Raw genomic sequence first — 19,279 nt, forward strand, 5'->3', positions numbered from 1 at the left:
AGTGAGGCCTCGATCTGGAGAATCTCGGCTTATGCCGATCGATGCGAGGATCGACGATGAAGCCGCGGCTTGGAATGTGGCTTGCCGTTGTTGCGGGCGTCGCCCTGGTGCTCGCCGTCGCCTGGGCCGCCATCCTTTGGACCCGCCCGGAGCCTATTCGCATCGCGTTCGCCAATTCGCTCTCTGGCCCGTCCGCCCCGGCCGGGACGGAAAGCCTGGTCGCGACGCAGCTTGCAATCGACGAGGTGAACGCCAAGGGCGGCGTCAACGGACGGCTCATTGAACTCGTTCTGTTCGACGACGCGAGCGATCCAGCCGTGGCGCGCGCGAATGCGCAGGCGATCGCCGACAGCCCATGCGTCGCTGTGCTCGGCCATTATCTCAGCTCCACTTCGCTCGCGGCAGCGCCGGTATACAAGGATGCGCGGATTCCGGCGCTCACGGGAAGCGCGGCTGCCGACGATCTGACATCCACCAATGATTACTATTTTCGTGCGTTGGCGCCGGTCTCCGCGCAGGCGCGCTCGGTCGCGGAACATCTGCGCGCCGTGATGAAGGAGCCAAAAGTCCGTCTTGTTCACACGCGCGATTCATACGGCAAGAGTTTTGAGCGTGGATTTGCGGCGGCCTATCCGGCGGAGCAGTTGCACGTTTTCGGACTGGAGGTCGCAGCCGGTCAGATCGGATCGATGGATGGGACGCTAGCCGCCGCCGCGCAGGAGCCCGGACCCGGCGTTATCGTCGTCGGCGCGGCACCCGATTTCAGCCCAGACATCATCAAGGCGCTGCGCCGCCGCGGCATCAAGGGAACGATCATCGCATCCCAAGGCGCGGCCCGCGAAAGCTATTTGCAGAATTTCGCCAACGAGCCCGAGGAAAAAGCGCATCCGGGATTCTTCAGCGAGAATCTGTATGCCGCCTCATCGCTGATGTTCGACAGCGCCGGCGTGGCGGCGCAGGCCTTTGCCGTCGACTACAAGGCGAAAGCGGGAACCTCGCCAAGCTGGGTTGCCGGCGGCGCGTATGACGCCGCGCGCCTGATGATCGATGCGCTGAAACGAGCTGCCGTACATCGCCGGTTCATGGGGCAGGGGATTCAGAAACGATCCGACAGCAAGGTTGCGGATCGCGACCGGGTGCGCGTCGCACTGGCCGCGATCGACAGTCCGAAATCGGCGGTCGTCGGGCTGACGGGGCGGCTCTATTTCAACGCGAACCGCGACATTCCGCGCCCGATCCGAATGGGTTTCTTCCATTACGGCCGGTTCGTCACGGCGCCGCAGCAACTCGTGCGCATCGATCAGCCTGATGGAATCGATCTCGCTGCGGAACAGGAGAAGGGCCATGTCATCGCGATCGAGGATCGGCGCTACTGGATTCAGCGCGTCGTTTACACCGGCATCGACATCATTCGCGTCAGCCGGATCGACGTGAAGCAAAATTCGTTCAACGTCGACTTCTATCTCTGGATGCGATTCGCTGGCGACGATGAGGCGCAGACGCACGTCGAATTCCCGGCATTGCTGGATCGCGGGGCGTTCGATCCAGCTCGGCCGATTCAGGCTGGACACGAAGACGGCCTGAGCTACCGGCTCTATCGCATCAACGGCGATTTCAAGGCCCGCTTCGATCTCCACGACTATCCATTCGACACGCAGCAATTGCATCTACATTTTCAGAACACGGAACAGCGGCGGGAACTCGTCACCTATGTCATCGATCGGTTCGGCTTGCGCCTCGCCGACGATGGAAGCTCGCGGGCCGAGGACGGGGCCTATTCCGGACTTCCGCTCTGGCGATTTCTCGGGCTGAACTATTTCATCGAATCCCTGTCCAGCGGATCGACGCTCGGAAAGGCGTCTTTGTTTGGTGCCGAGGCAAGGACGGAGTTCGCAGGCTTCGATGCGACCGTCATGCTGCGCCGCAGCTCCGCCATCTACATGCTGAAGAACCTGCTGCCGCTGTTTCTGCTCGTGCTCGTCGTATTCGCCACGCTGTTCTTTCCCGAAACCATGTTTCGTGAACGCGTGACGATTCCAGTGACCTCAATCCTGGCGAGCGCGGTGCTACTCGTAGCGGTGAACAGTCAGATCGGCGATGTCGGATACACGGTGGTGGTCGAAGAGATGTTCTACATCTTCTTCGTGCTATGCCTGATGGCGATGTTGGCCGGCTACAGACATGAAAAACTTCGGGACGCGGGCCGAAAGCGCGTCGCTGTTGTTTCGGATCACGTAGCGCAGATGATCTATGCCGGGACGGTGCTCGCCATCATCGTCGTGCTCTACCGGCGTTATGCCGTGTGAGGCAAGCGTGGATACCTCGCCGGCCCGCCGCACCTTTTGAGGACGAGATTTGATGGGTTTCGCTTACGCTCTACCCAACCTACGAGCTGGCCGGCACCGCGATCGTGGCGGCGACCGTCGCCGCAGTGCTGGCCGGCAGTGTGACTGCGTCCTGGAGCCCAAATCAAACAGAACGCCCGAAGGGCCGGTCATTCATGTTCGACTACGAAAATAGAAAGGTCCCTATCAGCAGGCCCGCGGCGAAAGCGAAAAGCCCCAAAGTGCAGATTGAAACAATACGAACGAGGACGCGTACTTGCGCCTCGTACTCCTCTTCTGCGGTCTTGTGGGACTGAGCCGCCACTGCAACTGCCCTACCATCGCCCAGATTGGGCGAATGTACGCTCGGAATCATGGTCAACGCGAGGCATTTTGGCCCGCCGCGATGCCCTGTTCGTGACTTGGCGGGGACATCTCTCGACCTGGCCGGCGTCTCTTCAACGGGGAGGATCATCCTCCCTTGAGGTCCGTTCAATGGGGCTTAGCGGACTGAATTTGCTCGAGTTGAGTTTTTCCCGTTTTGACCCGTAGCGGACAAACGGCCCATCGCCAACCGAGCTTCAACTTCGGGACGTCAGCCCTATTGGCCAATCGTGGTTCGACTGCGAAGATTACTGAGCCTGCTTCAAGTAGGCTTCAACCTCGCGCAGGTCGTGCTGCGGAGGAAATGACAGGAGAGCCTGAGACGGACTGCACCACGGATAGGGAAGCGAAGATAGCCAGCACATCACGCCATCGAGTTCGGCGCCTGATAAGGCTTTCATGACTTCTATGGTGATTACCAACCTCACCACTTTTCCGTGCTCATTGAAATGCCAGTCGTAACGTCCGCATCCGACTCGCAACGGTTGCCCGGTCGCCTTAGCGGACATCCCTACCAACCAATGGCACTGAAAGCGCGCTCGGTCAGTCTCGGAAGGCTGGGATAGGCAGAATGTATAGATGTTCTCGTATTCGACATTAAAACGACGCACCAAAAGTTCTTCTACGGCATTCAAGCCGGAAGCCGTGCTGGGGAACGAAATGGCGTCGGTCTTGACCACCATTTCGAGTGCAATGTCTTCAGAGAACGCCTGCCTCATCAAGAACGGTCGGTTGCCGTCCTTGGCTAAGATGTAGGTTTTTACTGCTTCGACAGGTGTGGGCATGGTGCCTTAGGCTAGCACACTCAGGTTCTAAGCGGGAATGTCCACTTCTGGCCCTTAGCCGAAGATCGATTGAGCGCGTGTCATGTCGGCTGTCAGGGGCAAACCGGACGCCGATCCAACTTGGCGTCCACCGCTGCTTGTGACCCGTAGCTGACATCATGAGTACCTGGCGGGCTTTCCAGGCAGAATTGGAGCGAGAGCCCACCGGCGGCTGCGGTCCGCTCGTTATTCCCTTGCTGTTATACCGTAACGGCAGTGGTTTCTCGACTGCAATTTCCAGTAGCGCCCCTTTTGAAACGGGGCATATACTCTCGCACCAGGACGGCAACCGTTCCGGAAGAATTTGGGAGATAGCCATGAAAGCCGTTTCAATACTTGCCGCGGGTCTTGCTGTCGCCGCCTGGTCGATCACTCCCGCGACGGCCGGACCACCCGCGAATGCCGCAGTCACGAGTGATCCGAGCGCCAAGATCGGATGCTCTTTTGCTGCTGGCCGTATTTCGTCAACGTGCAGAGACGCACGCTACAAATCCTACGGCGAGTGCACGACGGCGGGCACCAAGATGGGTTACGCACCATTGGAGTCCTATTGGTATTGCTCCAGTCTAAGGCTCAAGACCTGACAGAAATCACATCAAGATGTGCTGAGGCCGCCCTTCAGTTGGCGGCCTCTTTCATATCCGGGCCAAGCCCGAGATGTCGCCTTTTGGCAGGGGCCGACGAAGTGATCGAATTGAGCGACGATTTCCGCTTGTGGCCCTTAGCCGAAGGTCGATTGAGCGCGTGTCATGTCGGCTGTCAGGGGCAAACCGGACGCCGATCCAACTTGGCGTCCACCGCTGCTTTTGACCCAAAGCGGACTTGGTTAGACACGGCATCACTTGCGGGGCATCGTCGTGTCCGAATCCGGAGGACGCCGAGGAGTGGAATATCTTTTGACAGCCTCGCGCGAAAGTTTCTCCAATATCCCTGGTCTGAACGTCCACTGACCCCCGGCCATCGATATTCGGTAGTGGCCGCGCTTCCATCCAGCTTTCTCGGCGGAGACATGGCAGATCGTAAATTCATCGTTCGGAAGTCGAACTGACTTGAGGGTATCTGGCGTCAATCGCGTATCAACCATGGCCGCCCCAATCGCAGCGAAGATCTCCCGCAACTGGGTGGGCCAATATTCAGGATCGGTTTCATCCATAGCCGGGAAGCTGCTTCGGTTGTCGGTCGCCTTCAATAACATGCCTAACCTGCCATGTCGCCTCATGGCCCTTAGCCGAGGGTCGATTGAGCGCGCTTACCGGTTTTGACCCAAAGGCGACATTCAACGTCTGGAGTGATTTCCAGCTTCTGTCTGATCTTCGGATGCTAGCCGGGGAAGTCGCGGAACTCCTTGACGAGATTGAACGGAATTTTCCACCCGGCGCCTCCCCCGCGCATCAGCATCTTGATGTCTTCCGCCCTGTTTTCTTTTCCGGTTTTCGGATCGGTCTCCAGCGTGTGGCCTTGGCTGTCCCAAGGTTTGCTCGCGCTCTTCGAGTAGTAGCCGAGAAAATGTCCAGCTTCATGGGCAGACGTGTTAGGCCCGCGTTGCGAGCTGATGAAGGCAAGGTCCAGCGATCGAGCAAACGAGCCATTGGCGAGGCCGCCATTGGACCAAACCTTATTGACGCAGAAAATGGTTAGATGGGCGCCCTGAACTTTGTGTTTGACGAAGAAGCCCTTCAGTTTTTCGACGTCGATCACATCGGGAAAAGTCGCCAGGCTCGCATCCTTCATGCCAGTCGCATTGGCGAGCTCCTGTTTGAGGGCAGCCTGCGAGTCGTCGACGACCAGCCAGTCGCTTGGCACCCGCTCGAAGCGGATGTTGGCCTGCGGCCTCCATATATTGTTCATCGTCAGCAATTCATCTTGCTCGCTGCAGGGCTTCTTGGCGTGAAACGCCGGAGCGCCGCCACTCCCCGGAACCATGACATTGCGGAACGCCACCTTGATCTTGATTTCTCGCAGCACGACGACATGGAGCCTGGCTTCGATCTTCCGGCCGGCCGACCGGGCAACCACCTCCAGGCCGGGAAAGCCAATCGGCTTAATCCGGCCATTGATTTCGAAAAACCGTGCATCGCCATTGAAGGTGGCGGGAAGTGACGCCGCCCTGAGCTGCGGATCGATATTGGGTTCGGAGAAGATGTCTCTGGCTTGCATCACGCGTCTAAGGGTATCTGCGCCATCGATCTCCTTGATCCCGAGGGCATGGGGGTTAGGATCGACTTTGAGCTTTCTTCCGGGATCAATCAGCGCCACGATGTTGGAGCCGCCGAACGGCACCACCATGCCCGGCGGGCTGCGGCGCTCATCGATGCCGGAGCGGCGGAAAACCTCTTGAAAAGCGGCCATGTCTGCTTTTCCTGTCCTCGTTCGGTCCGTCAACGCGAAATTTTGCGCGCGGAATTGAGAGCCTCCTTCGGCGGCGGGAACACGATCTGGCCGGCCCCCGCGGCGATATGCAGAAAATTTCCGCGGCGAAGTTTCAGGGCCAGTCCCTCCGCAACAATTGGGCACGGACGGCAGTCGGCGTAGCCTACTACGCTTTCCGGAGAACGCGGAAGGCCAATCAATGTCCGCTAATGGCCCAAACACGAAGTGCAGACGAAACGCAAATTTGTCGGCTCATAGGGGTAGACCGGAAGCGGACGGCGTGCCGCCTGAACGGCGCATTTTGACCCGCAACGGACATTAATGGCTTGACCCAATGCAGATCCATTGGGTTGATAGGATTTGCTTTCAGGTCCGACAGGTGGGCGTAAGCGCGAGGCGCACGGATGGAGTTGCCCGCTACACTGAACATCGTTGACTTGACGGTGGGCGCACATCGAGGGCTCACAAAACCTGGGCGACTGCGCCTGGACCGGCTGAAAAAGCCTGGTAGGCGCGTGACGGCACTGGTTTATGCAGCGACGCTACTTGTGGCGTTTGCTGCAACTCGCGCATACGCCGCTGACATAGGTTATCTGGCTCCCCCCGGAGTTGCTGCAAACGAGTTTCCCTCACCGCTGCGCCCTGTTGCACGGATTGTCAGCCCACGCCGCTCCGCCGAAGAGCACCGCGACGCTCTCGATGAGGCCGGCCAGGTCGCACGTGTTCTTGAACTGAAACCTGGCATGACAGTCGGCGACATTGGTGCAGGCAGCGGCTACCACACGGTCAGACTTTCGTACCTCGTCGGACCCGCCGGCTCTGTCGTTGCCCAGGACGTCACGCGGGATTACCTCATAGAACTCGCCAGGCGAACAGAATCTCTGAAGTTGACGAACGTGCTATTCGCGCTCGGCGAGCCACACGACCCGCGTCTGCCCGCTTCCTCGCTGGATGCCGCAATCCTTGTGCACATGTATCACGAGATCGCCCAACCCTATGCCTTCCTCTACAACCTCGCGCCCGCCTTGAAGCAGGGTGCACGGGTCGGAATTGTCGACCTTGAGCTTCCGACGTCGAAGCATGGCACGCCAACTGAGCTCCTGCGCTGCGAATTGACCGCCGTCGGCTATCGCGAGGTCGCCACACATAAGCTCGCAGGGGATGGAGGGTACCTGGCAGTATTCTCTCCGCCGGAGGTAGCGGGTCGAAAATCTCCCCGCGACATCGTTGCTTGCAGGGATCCCGCCGGCACTCGCTGACACCACGCCCGCCGCCCGTCTCAGAAGCGATACGCGAACATGTCCGATCGCCCGACCGACGCGATTGACCCAAAACGGCCGTTGACCCCGGACCAGCCGATCCTGTTTACTCAACTGAGTGGTGGCAACGTGTAAGACAATGCTGACACAAATTTACGAAGTCGCGACACCTGCGGAAGCCGAGGCGATATCGGCGATCGGCGTGGATCATGTCGGCGTGCTCGTCGGCGATGGAGCCTTCCCCCGGGAGCTTCCGGTTCAGAAGGCGCTGGCGGTCATGAAGATGATGCGGGCGCCGTCCGTGCTTTCCGCGCTGTTCCTTTCGGCGGATGTCGCTCTTATCGAACGGATGGCGAGAGAGCTTGATCCGCCCATTGTTCATCTTGGCGCATCAAGCGAATTGCTTACGCCTGATCTTGTCGTGGCGCTGCGAAAGTCCCTGCCGAACACCAAATTCATGCGCAGCGTACCTGTCACGGGACCTGAGGCAGTAGGCGTGGCGCAAGCCTATGATGGGATTGTCGATTGGATCCTGCTCGACAGTCATCGCACGGGTGATGTGCAAATCGGCGCGCAGGGCGTGACGCACGACTGGAGCATCAGTCGAACGATCGTGGAGCGTGTTCGCACCCCGGTCATACTGGCTGGTGGCCTCGGACCGGACAATGTCAAGGAAGCTATTCGGTCGGTGCGACCTGCCGGCGTTGATTCGAAAACAAGAACGGATCGAGAGGGCACTCACTCAAAAGACCTGGCCAAGGTAGAAGCCTTCTATCGCGCTGCGACGAGCGATTAGCGCGTACTTCTCTTCCTGGCGTATCGCGGCAGCGCGTAGGATGGGTTGAGCTCTTGCGAAACCCATCGTCCTCGCGGGCGAAGTATCTGGTCATTGCTGTCGCTCGATCCGATGGTGAGGACGAGATTTGACGGGTTTCGCTTTCGCTCTAGCCATCCTACGACCTCTGACGCCATCATCCAATCGCGTCACACCTGTCAGCCCGTCATCCTGAGGTGCGAACCCGGCGGTGCAACGCACCGCTGGGTGAGCCTCGAAGGATGAAGGGCCACGCTGCGGCAGCGGGGCCGTCGCCCTTCGAGGCTCGCCGAAGAGGCGAGCACCTCAGGATGACGGAGATGGAACTGCGCTAGCGCGTAGCGGATGGGTTGTGCGCCTGCCCCCGCACGGCGTCACGACGTCTTCTGCTTCGCCTCCACGTATCGTGCGAAGCTGTCGAGGATCGCCTGCCAGCCGCCTTGCTGCTGCTCGACCGAGTGTGTCGGCTCGCTGTCGAAGACGACGCGGACGACAATGCCATTCGGGCCGGGCGCGAACTCGACCTCAGCCTTTCGATCGCCGAACGCGTATTCGATCCGCTTGTGTTCGACGATCTTGGTGTAGGTGCCGGCGAAGTCAAAGCCCATGCTGCCGTCCTTGGCCTCCATGCGAGACGAGAAGAGGCCGCCTTCGCGCAGGTCGACCGTAGCCTTGGTCGTATGCCAGTCGTCGGACGCGGCGTTCCACTTCACGATGTCGGCAGGCGTCGTATAAGCGCGCCAGACCCGATCGATGGGGGCTGCTACGGTGGTTTCGACGCTGATCCTCATGAACATTGCTCCTGTTTCTATTTTCACCGCTCAAGGTGACGGCATCACCGACGTGTGCGGGGTCCATCCACGGCACTTCCGAGATGTGTCCACCCAAGGACGATCTAGACCGGTCCATGCCGACATGGTCGAGCCGTCAATGTCTCAAAAATGCGATAGCGGGCAACCAGGTGCGCCGTGATGAGGTTCAAAGCTTTGTCAGATCGTCATTTTCCGAGCTGTTGAAGCACGGCGGTCCACAACGCAAGCGGTTCCCTGAGGCCCCCCGGCTCGGACGGCTTTTTGCGAACGGCAGTGTGCACCATGACGAGTTTCGAGGCGGGATCGACCAGGATGACCTGACCGCGTATGCCGAGCAGGGCAAATCTGCGCTGCTCGCCAGGGAGGAGCCACACCTGATAGCCGTAACCGAAATAGGGTGTGGCCACTTGCGGAGCGAGATGACCATCGCCTGGTCTGACGGTCGTGGCGTCCAACAGCCACTGCCGCGGGATCAACTGACGCCCCTCCCAGGCGCCGTCGTGTGCGAGCAGCCGGGCCAGGCGCGCATAGTCGCGCAAGGTTGCGTTGAAGCAGCAAAAAGCAATCTCTTGCCCGCTACCGTCGATCGCCCATGAGGCATCCGCTTCGGTGCCGATGGCATCCCAGATCCGGTCGTGGAGATAGTCGGCAACCGGGGTGGCGGTGGCGGCGCGCAGGACTAGGCCCAGTATCTCGGTTTCCACGCTTGCATAGTGCCATTTGGTCCCCGGCGGGGCGGTTCGGGTATTGAATTGCGCGACGACGGCGGCGGGATCTTTTGTCTCTCCAACGAACAGGGCTCGCCCAAGCCGGGCTATGTCATCGTTCCCATCATAGTTTTCCGAAAATTCGACGCCCGAAGACATATTCAGCAAGGCCCGGATGGATGTGTTTCCATATTCCGTTCCTGCAAGGCCAGAGACGTAGGTCGAGACGAGATCGTCGATCGACTTGATCCGTCCTTCCGAGACCGCGATCCCGACCAGCATGCCCACCAGCGTCTTGGCCATGGACTGCGAAAGAAAGCGGTCGTGGTCGGTCCGCGAATATTGATAGTGCTCGTACAGGATGGTGTCGTCCCTGGCGATCAGGAGTCCTGTCACCGGGTTGCGCTTGAGGTAATCCGCGATGCTCAGCCGTTCCGTGCCGAAACTGTAGGCGATCGATGGTTCTGGCGCGCGCTTGAATTGCCAGGGCGTCGTCGCGCGAGCGATCGCGCGCGAGGGGTAGATCTCGCCGAAATGGCTGTAGACCCCGACGAGCTTGTCAAGCTGGGTGGTGGTCCCCCGCGTGCCGACCGGATAGCCCTCGGCCGCGCCGTAGATCTCGGCATCGGGGCCGCTATCCGAAAAGACCGGCCCCGGCTCGCCGGGAGAGCTTCGGGCGTCCTGTGCGCCGGCCAAGGGCGACCAGAGCGCGGAGACGAGAATGGCGGGCAACAAAAACCCGCGGCAACCGCGCGGCCTGCAGAGCGCTCCCCAATTCATTGGACTTGCCTCCTCACACGTTCCTGTGCGTGCGTTTACGAGAACAACCTCGCAGGCCGGTGACGAGAGGCATGCTATCATTGCGCGTAGACGGTGTCAGCATGCGGCCCCATGGCCGACGCCGGCCGAAATGCGGCGCTCCGCTTCTGCTTTGGCCGCTTGCGCCGGAAGAGCTCATAGCAACCGGCAAATGGCGGCTGTGTTTTGCGCCACTCGGATCGTCGGCGTGCGCACACATGACCCGCCCTGCCATTGAACCAGGACCAAATCCAACCGCACCAAACCGGGTAGTGCCAATACAGCGACGGCCCCCGCCGATTGACGAGCCATGCGGCAGGGTCGTCGAATCCATACGCGATGAACGGGTGCGTGCATGCGGTTTTTCCTATGCGAGATCGTCGCGCGCGTCGTCGCTATCTATCTGTGCGTCGATTGCGGCCGCATGCTGCGGGATGGCTATGCCGAGCGGAAGATCAGGGCCTTCAGTCCTGATCTCGTGGTCTGGCTGCTGGACTGGTCGAGACAGGTTTTCCAGAGGGACACCGCGCCGGTCCAGTACTGGATGGAAATGGGCCATCAAGCCATCTGCCTTTTGGCGTGCCTCGCCGTGGCGATATTCGGGTGGTGGCTGCCGAACGGCTGAGCGTCGGGCGCTGGCCGTCCGGCCCGACCCGCGAGGCGTGTGAGCACCGCCCCGGCAAGGCGAATTTTGAAATCTAGAGCGAAGCCAGGCCCGGCGGCGGCTTGCGCATGCGGGACGCCTGCTCATACGCATAGGCCAGGCGCAGCAGCTTGTGCTCGCTCCAGGCGCGGCCCGCGAAGGCGACGCCGAGCGGATAGTCGGGCGTGTCCTTGTCGTCGGCGCCCGAGACGAAGCCGCCGGGCGCCATGACGCTGGGATAGCCGGCCCTGGCGGCAATCGCCGCGCCGGTCGCGCCGGGGAACAGGACGGCGTCCAGCTTATGCTGGTTCATGTAGGCGTCCATGCCGCGCGTCCTGGCAGTGAGGAGGTCCATGGCGCGCGCCGATTTGTACTCGCGCTCGCTCAAGTCGCCCCGGGTGTTGTCGGCGGCGAGGAACAGATCCTGGCCGAAGCGCAGCGCTTTGTCGGCATGAGCCTCGTTGAAGGCAATGATGTCCGCGATGGTCTTGATGTCGGTGCGGGTCGCCCAATCCTTCAGGTAGAGGTTGAGATCGTGCTTCAGCTCGTAGAGGAAGACGATCCGCTGCGCGACCGGATTGCCCTTGTTGCCGCTCAGCGGATTGCGATTGAGCACGGCCATGGTCGTGCCCGGTCCGCTCATCCAGCCAGCCGCCGGCATGCTGGCTCGCACGATGACGGCGCCCAGATCCTCCAGCACCTTGATCACTTCAGCCATCAGCTTGGCCCCGTCGGGTGACAACTTGCCGTAATAGGAATCGTTCAGCGGATCGCCGGGGTCGCTCGGTACACCGATGCGCGCACCCTTCATCGCATCGCGTGTGAGGTCGGCCGTGTAATCGGCCGGCCTGCGCTGCCGCTCTGTCACGGGGTCGAGCGGATCCCTGGCGGCCAGCACGTTCAGCAGCATCGCCGCGTCACGCACGGTGCGCGTCATCGGCCCCGCGGTGTCCTGGCTGTGCGCGATCGGCACGATGCCGGCACGGCTGATCAAACCGACGGTCGGCTTGACCGTGACGATGCCATTCCGGCTGGCAGGGTGCAGCAGCGAGCCGGAGGTCTCGGTGCCGACAGAGGCCGTGCACAGACCTGCGGCCACGGCGACCGCCGAGCCCGAGCTCGAGCCGCCGGGGTCTACGACCGGGATGCCGCGATCGTCCAGCAGCGTCGGCACGTAGGGATTCTTCACCTGGCCACCGAGCGACGAATAACCCGAGGGCATGTCGATCGCGAGGATGTTGGCAAACTCCGTCAGGTTCGCCTTGCCGAGGATCACGGCGCCGGCGTCGCGCAGCAGCTTGACGATGGTGGCATCGCCCTTGGCGCGCGCGCCCTCCAGCGCCAGCGAGCCCGCCGTAGTCGGCAGCTTGTCGCCGGTGGCGATGTTGTCCTTCAGCAGAATGGGGACGCCGGCCAGCGGCCGCCTGGCCGACGGCCTCGTGCCATCGCGCTTGCCTGCGATGGCGAGCGCGTCGGGATTGAGCGCACGGACGGAATTGAGCATGGGTCCATTGCGATCGTAAGCCTCGATGCGCGCGAGATAGGCATTGGTCAGCGCGGTGGCGGTGACCTGCCCGTTCGCCAGCGCATCGACGATGTCGCTCATGGAAGCGTCCGCGACCTTCAGCCCGGTCGGCGCGGCGCGGGTGACAGCCGCGACGAGGCGAGCATCGCGGCGGCGTGGCTTCGTCATGAGGTCCCCTTGGACGGCGTCCCGTGAATATGCTACCAACGGTAGCATTAAGTGCGCTTGCGCGACAAGCCGGTTGCCCAGGCTGTGGCGCAGACGTCGGCGTCAAGGCTGCGGTGGAGCGATCCATGGACTGCACGATCCGCCCCGCGCTCGACGATGACGCCGATGACATCAGCGGCGTCATCTTGCGGGCACTGCGCGAGACCAATGCGACGGACTATTCGGACGAGATCATCGAACGGGTCGAGCGCAGCTTCAGTCCGGACGCGGTGCGGGAGCTGATCGGCAAACGCACCGTTTTCGTCGCCATCCTCGGCGGCCGCGTCGTCGGAACGGCGAGCCTCGATGGAAGCGTCGTTCGTACGGTCTTCGTGGCTCCCGACGTTCAGGCCCGCGGGATCGGCAAGCTGCTGATGGCCGAGATCGAGCGGACCGCGCGCGATCGGGACATTTCCGCGCTGACCGTCCCATCGTCGATCACCGCTGAAGCCTTCTACGCAAGGCTCGGGTTCAATGCCGTGCGCGACAGCTATCATGGTGACGAGCGCACGATCATCATGGAGCGATGGCTCGCTCAATAGTCAGTAGCCCAGATGAAGCGAAGCGTAATCCGGGTTGGCTGCCGCGGATCCAAAAGTCCCCGGATTTCGCTTCGCTTCATCCGGGCTACGGGGCATCGCGAGATTTCAGATCCTCGTCTGCGGGCCAGGTGATCTTGATCCTCCCCGCCAAATAGATCACCATCGTCTCCTGACCGCTCACAACAGAATGGGCTAGGAAACGCGCATGAACGCAACTCCCGGCGTTGGTCTGGTCGAACGTGCCCGCGCCCTGGCGCCGCTGATCGCGGGCGAGGCCGACGAGATCGAACGGACGCGGCGGCTGACGCCTGATGTCGTCGCCGCGCTGATCGAGAACGGGCTCTATCGCGCGCTGCTGCCGCAGAGCCTTGGCGGCGCCGAGGTTCCGATCGAAGCCTTCATGCAGATGCTGGAGGAGATCGCGAAGGCGGATGCCTCCACCGCCTGGTGTCTCGGCCAGTGCGGCGTCTGCGCGATGATCGCGGCCTCGCTCGATCACGATACCGCGCACGAGATCTTCAACACGCAGCCGGGCATCCTCGCCTGGGGTGCGATCGCGCACGAGGCGCGCGCGGTCGAGGGCGGCTATCGCGTCACCGCGCGCTGGGATTTTGCTTCGGGCTCGCGGCAGGCGAGCTGGCTGGGGGCGCATGTCCGCATCGTCGGTGCCGACGGTGTGCCGCGCAAAAATGCCGATGGATCGCCGGAGGTGCGCACCATCCTGTTTCCGGCCACGAGCGCCGCACTGCATGACGTGTGGCAGGCGATCGGGCTCGCCGGCACCGGCACGGATTCATATGAGGTGAGCGACCTCTTCATCCCCGAGCGCTTCACCGCGTTCCGTGACGTGCCGTCCGCGCTGCGCGAGCGGGGTCCGCTCTACAGGATCGGCACCGGCTCGACATTTAGCTTGGGCTTTGCCGCAGTGTCGCTCGGCGTGGCGCGCGCCACGCTGGATGCAGCGATTGCGCTGGCGCAGGAAAAGCACCAGTCGCTGGCGGTGAGCGCCATGCGCGACAACCAGGCGGTCCAGGGCCTGATCGGCCGCACCGAGGGCGACCTTCGCGCCGCGCGCACCTATCTCTATGCGACCGCGAGCGCGATGTGGCGCGACCTGTCCGCAACCGGCGAATTCAGCGCGGCGCATCGCAGCGCAGTTCGCCTCGCCGCGACCTGGACCATTCACCAGTCGGCCAAGGTGGTGGACGCCGCCTACCACATGGCCGGCGCCACGGCCGTATTCCGCAGCAATCCGTTCGAGCGGCGGTTTCGCGACATGCATGCGATCGCGCAGCAGATCCAGGCGCGCGACACGCATTACGAGGATGTCGGGAAGGCGATTTTGTCCGGCGGCGTCGACGCCGGCCGCTGAATTCGTCTACGCCTTGCGTGCGCCGAGCAGGCGGCCTCGCCAGCCCATTCCGATCACCAAGGCAATCATCAGGAGGAACGCCGCAGCGGCGACGAAATCGACGATGCGGTCGCTTCCCGAGCAAATGTCCTGGTTGAGGCACGCGCGGGACAGAACGCCACCCCGGACCAGGGCTGCGAGCACGCCGAAATAGAGCAAGACGCTGAGCGCAAGATAGACCACCGTCACGAGCGTACGCCGCAGCCGCGACGGCATCGCCGGGTCATCCTCACGCCGCTCGATGACGAACTGTCCGGGATTCGCCTTGGCGGGGTCGCGGATCTGGACAGTCGAATGCGTGAGCAGGTCGTGAACCGCCTGGTTGCGACGCGTGGCGGTCATGACCACGAACGAATACCAGCCCAGCACGCTCTTCACGACGAAACGTGCGAGCGCCTTGGCAAAGCTCAAATTGCCGCCACCATCGTCAACGACGCGCAAGTTCGTCCAGATGTGCCCGAGCGTTCCGCCTGCGCGGGAGACCAGGACCGGCTCATAGAGCAGCAGGATCACGACGATTGCGACGCCGAGGGTTCGGGCCAATGCGTCGCTCGCGACATTGCTCGCGACCGCCAAGGCGCCGAACAGCAGGACCATCGCCAGCATCCAATCGAGCAGGATCGCCTTCAGCCGCCGCGAGAAGCGGGCGTAGCGCGGTCCGGGCTGCGGCAGGGGAGGCGCATCAGAGGTCATGGGGGAGCCCCATCCGATCATTGGATCTCATCATGAGACGCCGGCAGCGCGCGTGAGGTTCGATTGCACCGCGGCAGCAGTCACGCCACCATCGCGGCGTCTTCCTCGTCGGCGGCATCGATGCCGCGCTGCGCGGCGAGCAGGCTGATGATCTCGATATTGGGGCGGGCCTTGCTGAACAGGAAACCCTGGCCTTCGTCGCAGCCTTCGGCCCTGAGGCAGCTCAGCTCGGCCTCGGTCTCGACGCCTTCGGCGGTGATGGTGACGCCAAGGCCCTTGCCGAGGCTGACGATGGAGCGGATGATCGCCTGCGCTTCGCGGTTGGCGCCGAGATCGCGCACGAAGGACTGGTCGATCTTGATCTTGTCGAAGGGGAAGCTGCGCAAGTAGCTGAGGCTGGAATAGCCGGTGCCGAAATCGTCCATCGAGATGCGCACCCCGAGCGCGCGCAGCGCATGCAGCGTCGCCAGCACCTGGGCGCTCTTCTCCAGCAGCAGCGTCTCGGTGATCTCGAGCTCGAGCCGCCGCGGCGGCAGTCCGGAATGCTTCAGCGCGTCCGTCACCATCGAGAGCAGATTGCCGCTGCGGAACTGGAGCGGCGACAGATTGACGGCGACGCGGACGTCGTCGGGCCAGGTCGCGGCGTCGAAGCAGGCGCGGCGCAGCATCAAGCCGCCGAGCGGATTGATCAGGCCTGTTTCCTCGGCGACCGGAATGAACTCCGCCGGCGAGACCATGCCGCGCTCGGCATGCGGCCAGCGCACCAGCGCCTCGAAGCCGGTGATGCGGCCGCTCGAGAGGTCGACCAGCGGCTGGTAGTACGGCCGCAGCACATCGTTCTGGATCGCGTCGCGCAGCTCGACCTCGGTCTTGCGGCGGCTCTGCGCCTTCGCATGCAGCGCCGCCTCGAAGAAGGCGAAGGTGCCGCGCGCATCCAGCTTGGCGCGCGACAGCGCCATGTCGGCGCTCTTGAGCAGCTTTTCGGAATCATCGCCGTCGGCCGGCGCCATCGCGATGCCGATGGAGGCGCCGATCACCACGGAATGGCCGTCGAGCAGATAGGGATCGGCGATGGCCTCCAGCAGGCGCTTGGCCAGCATCACCGCGTCCTCGGGACGGGTCAGCCCGCTCTGCACGATCGCGAACTCGTCCGAATTGAGCCGCGCCAGCGCGTCCTCTTCGCGCAGGGTGGAGCGCAGCCGCTTGGCGACGCCGCGCAAGAGCTTGTCGCCGACCGCATGTCCGAGCGTCTCGTTGACCGCCTTGAAATTGTCCAGCCCCAGCATCAGCACCGCGACCTTCTCGGCGCTGCGCCGCGTGTGCAGCAGCATCTCGTCCACCTGCTGGCGCAACAGGTTGCGGTTCGGCAGGCCGGTCAGCCCGTCATGCTGGGCCATGAAGGCCAGCCGCGCCTCGGCGCGCTTGCGCTCGGTGATGTCCATCAGCGCGAGCAGCACCGCGGGCCGCTCGGCATAGGTCAGTTCGCGCGAGTAGATCGCAAGGTCGATCAGCGCGCCGTCGGCCTTGACGTGCTTCCAGGTGCGCGCAGCCCGCTCGTTGGAACGATCGGTGGTCCAGGGCGGCTCGCTGTCGAAGGCCTGCAACGACCGGATCTTCAGCTTCTCGAACTCGGTGCGGCTATAGCCGTAATGGGCGACCGCGGCGTCGTTGACGCCGAGGATGCGCTCGTCGTCCAGCGCGCAGACGATCATGGGAACGGGATTGCCGTCGAACAGCAGGCGGAACGAGGCCTCGCGCTGCTTCAGCTCGGTGATGTCGACGCGCAGGCCGACGACGCCGCCGTCGTCGGTGCGGCGCTCCTCGATCAGGATGACACGGCCGTCCGACAGCGTCTGCTCGTGACGTGCGCCCGGCTGATAGAGCTTCTTCAGCCGCTGGGCGATCCATTCTTCCTCATGGCCTGCGGCTTCCGGATAGTCGCCGCGGGCAACGCCGACGCGCAGCGTGTCTTCGAGGCGCGCGCCTTCAGCGAACAGATCGGCGGTCTTGCTGTAGATCTCGGAATATTGCTTGTTCCAGAGAACGTAGCGGCCTTCGGGATCGAGAATCACGATGCCCTGCGGCAGCAGGTCGACGGCCTGGCGCAGCCGCTCATGCGATTTGCGCGCCTCGATGATGGCCGCTTCGGCCTCCGCGCGGCTCTGCACGAGTTCGTCGTGTTCGGCGGGCCGAAGCGAGGCGCGCGCAAAACGCGGCTTGCGCGGCGACCGGCCGGCCGCAGCACGCACGTTGCGCTTTCGCTTTCCTGGCTTTCGAGACCCCAAACTCAACTTCACATGTCCCAGTTGCGCCCTGTGGCCGCAAGTTTTGGGGCAAGTGTCTGAAAAAAAAGTAATCTTCGCCGGCCTGACAGCGGACCGCCGGCCCTGCTGTGCCTGTTTGCGAGGCGCGAAAACCGCGGCGGGCGCAGCAAACCTGTTTTCGCCGTCGCGATGGGACGGTGCGCTGGCGCAAAATTGCGCGCTCACTTGAATCATTTCCGAAATCGCATGCGATTGCATGCGAGCCGCGCGTATTTCTCACGCCACGCATGAATTTTGGTCAATGCAGCATAGGGTTATCGCGCCGTTAAAAACGGCCGGCCGATGTGGGATTTTCGATGCGGATCGTTCGATTGCGCGCCCCTAACACTGGACCCCGCACGAACAAGACCGCCGCATGCGCGGGAGATCGCCATGCGAGGCCGGGCCGCCGCGGCGGACGAGCCTAATTCTTAACCCTGACACGGCGTTGGGCTATAAGGTGACCAGCATGAGTCCCCGCCGCCTCACCCCTCTCCTGCTTTTCATGACACTCCTGTCCGCCGGCGGCGCGCTGGCCCAGGACAAGGGCAGCGTCAACCCAAAGCCGCTGCCGCCGCTCGCCAACCCCAATGATCCCAGTATCGGCGCCAAGGAGCTGTTCGCGCGAAAGCTGCTGCCCTCGAAAGGGCCGGCGCATGTCGTCGGCTCCTACACCAAGGGCTGCATCGGCGGCGCCGAACGGATGCCGCTGAACGGCGACGATTGGCAGGTGATGCGGCTGTCGCGCAATCGCAATTTCGGCCACCCCGCGATGATCGCGCTGATCAAGCGGCTCGCGGCCAGGGCGCACAAGGACGCCGGCTGGCCGGGCATCCTGGTCGGCGACATCGCCCAGCCGCGCGGCGGGCCGGCGCTGTCGGGCCATGCCAGCCATCAGATCGGCCTCGATGCCGACATCTGGCTGACGCCGATGCCGGACCATCGGCTCTCGCGCGAGGAGCGCGAGGAGATGTCCGCGGTGATGATGGTGCGGCAGGACCGGCTCGACATCGACCCGAAGGTGTTCACGCCGTCCCATGTGCTGGTGCTGCGCGATGCTGCGCAGGAGCCGGCGGTGCAGCGCATCTTCGTCAATGCCGCGATCAAGAAGGCGCTGTGCCGCGAGGCCAGGGGCGACCGCTCCTGGCTGTCGAAGATCCGGCCGTGGTGGGGCCATGACTATCACTTCCACATCCGCATGCGCTGCCCGCCGGGCGCCGGCGAATGCGAGGGCCAGCCGTCGCAGTCCGAGGACGAAGGCTGCAAGGACGCCGATCTCGCCTACTGGTTCTCTGATGCAGTGCTGCACCCCAAGCCGCCGCCGGAGCCGCCAAAACCGAAACCGCCGATGACGCTGACCCAGATGCCGGCGGCGTGCAAGGCGGTGCTGCACGCGGCGGATGCGAAGCAGTAAGGCTCTCCGCCGTCGTCCTGGCGAAAGCCAGGAGGTGGATTCACACTCGAAGTGCAACAGTTGAGAGGAGAAGGCCTCTGCCGGGGTTCTGAAGTCAAGGCATTTGCGCGGGGTGTTGTTGTAGGTGGCAACGGACTGGCGGAAGCGCTTGGTTGGGAGCTTTTCGAGGTCGGTCTTTCGGGGGATGAAGCGGCGCAAGCGGCCGATGGCGTTCTCGATGCCGCCCTTTTGCCACGGCGCGTGGGGGTC

16 protein-coding genes are annotated in these 19,279 nt (G+C 62.9%); 8 read left to right on the forward strand and 8 right to left on the reverse strand.

The window, feature by feature from the left end; genetic code table 11:
* The first annotated feature begins 56 nt into the window (after window positions 1-56).
* A complete protein-coding gene (locus A3M7_RS0131530; protein ID WP_027547515.1) occupies window positions 57-2,306 on the forward strand; it encodes an ABC transporter substrate-binding protein in 2,250 nt (749 codons plus the stop codon).
* A gap of 650 nt (window positions 2,307-2,956) precedes the next feature.
* Here A3M7_RS0131530 and A3M7_RS0131540 read toward each other — a convergent pair.
* The 3 genes from A3M7_RS0131540 to A3M7_RS0131550 form a co-directional block, all read right to left on the reverse strand.
* Complete coding sequence (locus tag A3M7_RS0131540) at window positions 2,957-3,493, reverse strand: hypothetical protein (RefSeq protein WP_027547517.1); 537 nt, start codon at window positions 3,491-3,493, stop codon at window positions 2,957-2,959.
* A gap of 877 nt (window positions 3,494-4,370) precedes the next feature.
* Window positions 4,371-4,727 (reverse strand): hypothetical protein, encoded by a 357-nt coding sequence (locus A3M7_RS49020; protein ID WP_027547518.1) that lies wholly within the window; start codon window positions 4,725-4,727, stop codon window positions 4,371-4,373.
* Window positions 4,728-4,852: 125 nt separating this feature from the next.
* Window positions 4,853-5,881 carry a hypothetical protein gene (locus tag A3M7_RS0131550; protein ID WP_027547519.1) on the reverse strand — a complete coding sequence of 343 codons (1,029 nt, stop codon included), beginning with the start codon at window positions 5,879-5,881 and terminating at the stop codon, window positions 4,853-4,855.
* Between the two features lie 536 nt (window positions 5,882-6,417).
* Here A3M7_RS0131550 and A3M7_RS0131555 point away from each other — a divergent pair.
* Window positions 6,418-7,161, forward strand: a complete 744-nt coding sequence (locus tag A3M7_RS0131555; RefSeq protein ID WP_027547520.1) for a methyltransferase domain-containing protein — start codon at window positions 6,418-6,420, stop codon at window positions 7,159-7,161.
* A 139-nt stretch (window positions 7,162-7,300) separates the two neighbouring features.
* Complete coding sequence (locus tag A3M7_RS0131560) at window positions 7,301-7,957, forward strand: phosphoribosylanthranilate isomerase (RefSeq protein WP_027547521.1); 657 nt, start codon at window positions 7,301-7,303, stop codon at window positions 7,955-7,957.
* A 392-nt stretch (window positions 7,958-8,349) separates the two neighbouring features.
* On the opposite strand, the gene A3M7_RS0131565 is transcribed toward A3M7_RS0131560, so the two are convergent.
* Entirely contained in the window at window positions 8,350-8,766 is a 417-nt protein-coding gene (locus A3M7_RS0131565) for an SRPBCC family protein (protein ID WP_025575903.1), read from the reverse strand.
* A 206-nt stretch (window positions 8,767-8,972) separates the two neighbouring features.
* On the reverse strand, window positions 8,973-10,274 hold the full coding sequence (locus A3M7_RS45150) for a serine hydrolase (protein ID WP_049823781.1): 1,302 nt from the start codon (window positions 10,272-10,274) through the stop codon (window positions 8,973-8,975).
* A 373-nt stretch (window positions 10,275-10,647) separates the two neighbouring features.
* Between A3M7_RS45150 and A3M7_RS0131575 the strand changes: the two genes are divergently transcribed.
* Entirely contained in the window at window positions 10,648-10,917 is a 270-nt protein-coding gene (locus tag A3M7_RS0131575) for a hypothetical protein (protein ID WP_027547522.1), read from the forward strand.
* Window positions 10,918-10,990: 73 nt separating this feature from the next.
* On the opposite strand, the gene A3M7_RS0131580 is transcribed toward A3M7_RS0131575, so the two are convergent.
* Window positions 10,991-12,628 (reverse strand): amidase family protein, encoded by a 1,638-nt coding sequence (locus A3M7_RS0131580; RefSeq protein WP_027547523.1) that lies wholly within the window; start codon window positions 12,626-12,628, stop codon window positions 10,991-10,993.
* Between the two features lie 125 nt (window positions 12,629-12,753).
* Here A3M7_RS0131580 and A3M7_RS0131585 point away from each other — a divergent pair, with 125 nt between their 5' ends.
* Window positions 12,754-13,209, forward strand: coding sequence for a GNAT family N-acetyltransferase (locus A3M7_RS0131585; RefSeq protein WP_027547524.1), 456 nt, complete (start codon window positions 12,754-12,756; stop codon window positions 13,207-13,209).
* 205 nt (window positions 13,210-13,414) lie between these two features.
* Window positions 13,415-14,581: an acyl-CoA dehydrogenase family protein gene (locus tag A3M7_RS0131590; protein WP_027547525.1), complete on the forward strand. Its 1,167-nt coding sequence runs from the start codon at window positions 13,415-13,417 to the stop codon at window positions 14,579-14,581.
* Between the two features lie 6 nt (window positions 14,582-14,587).
* Here A3M7_RS0131590 and A3M7_RS0131595 read toward each other — a convergent pair whose 3' ends face one another.
* Together A3M7_RS0131595 and A3M7_RS0131600 are read right to left on the reverse strand one after the other, a co-directional pair.
* The gene (locus A3M7_RS0131595) at window positions 14,588-15,313 is read right to left on the reverse strand and encodes an RDD family protein (RefSeq protein WP_027547526.1); all 726 of its coding nucleotides are present in this window, start codon (window positions 15,311-15,313) and stop codon (window positions 14,588-14,590) included.
* Between the two features lie 80 nt (window positions 15,314-15,393).
* Window positions 15,394-17,562, reverse strand: a complete 2,169-nt coding sequence (locus tag A3M7_RS0131600; protein WP_027547527.1) for an EAL domain-containing protein — start codon at window positions 17,560-17,562, stop codon at window positions 15,394-15,396.
* A gap of 523 nt (window positions 17,563-18,085) precedes the next feature.
* On the opposite strand from A3M7_RS0131600, the gene mepA reads away from it, so the two are divergent.
* Both mepA and A3M7_RS50305 read left to right on the forward strand, forming a co-directional pair.
* Window positions 18,086-19,030: a penicillin-insensitive murein endopeptidase gene (gene mepA / locus A3M7_RS0131605; protein ID WP_027547528.1), complete on the forward strand. Its 945-nt coding sequence runs from the start codon at window positions 18,086-18,088 to the stop codon at window positions 19,028-19,030.
* Between the two features lie 51 nt (window positions 19,031-19,081).
* Window positions 19,082-19,279 (forward strand): hypothetical protein (locus A3M7_RS50305; RefSeq protein WP_210164303.1); only part of this gene is annotated, 198 nt, incomplete at its 3' end.

This window comes from Bradyrhizobium sp. WSM2254 (genome assembly GCF_000472645.1).
GTDB lineage: Bacteria > Pseudomonadota > Alphaproteobacteria > Rhizobiales > Xanthobacteraceae > Bradyrhizobium > Bradyrhizobium niftali.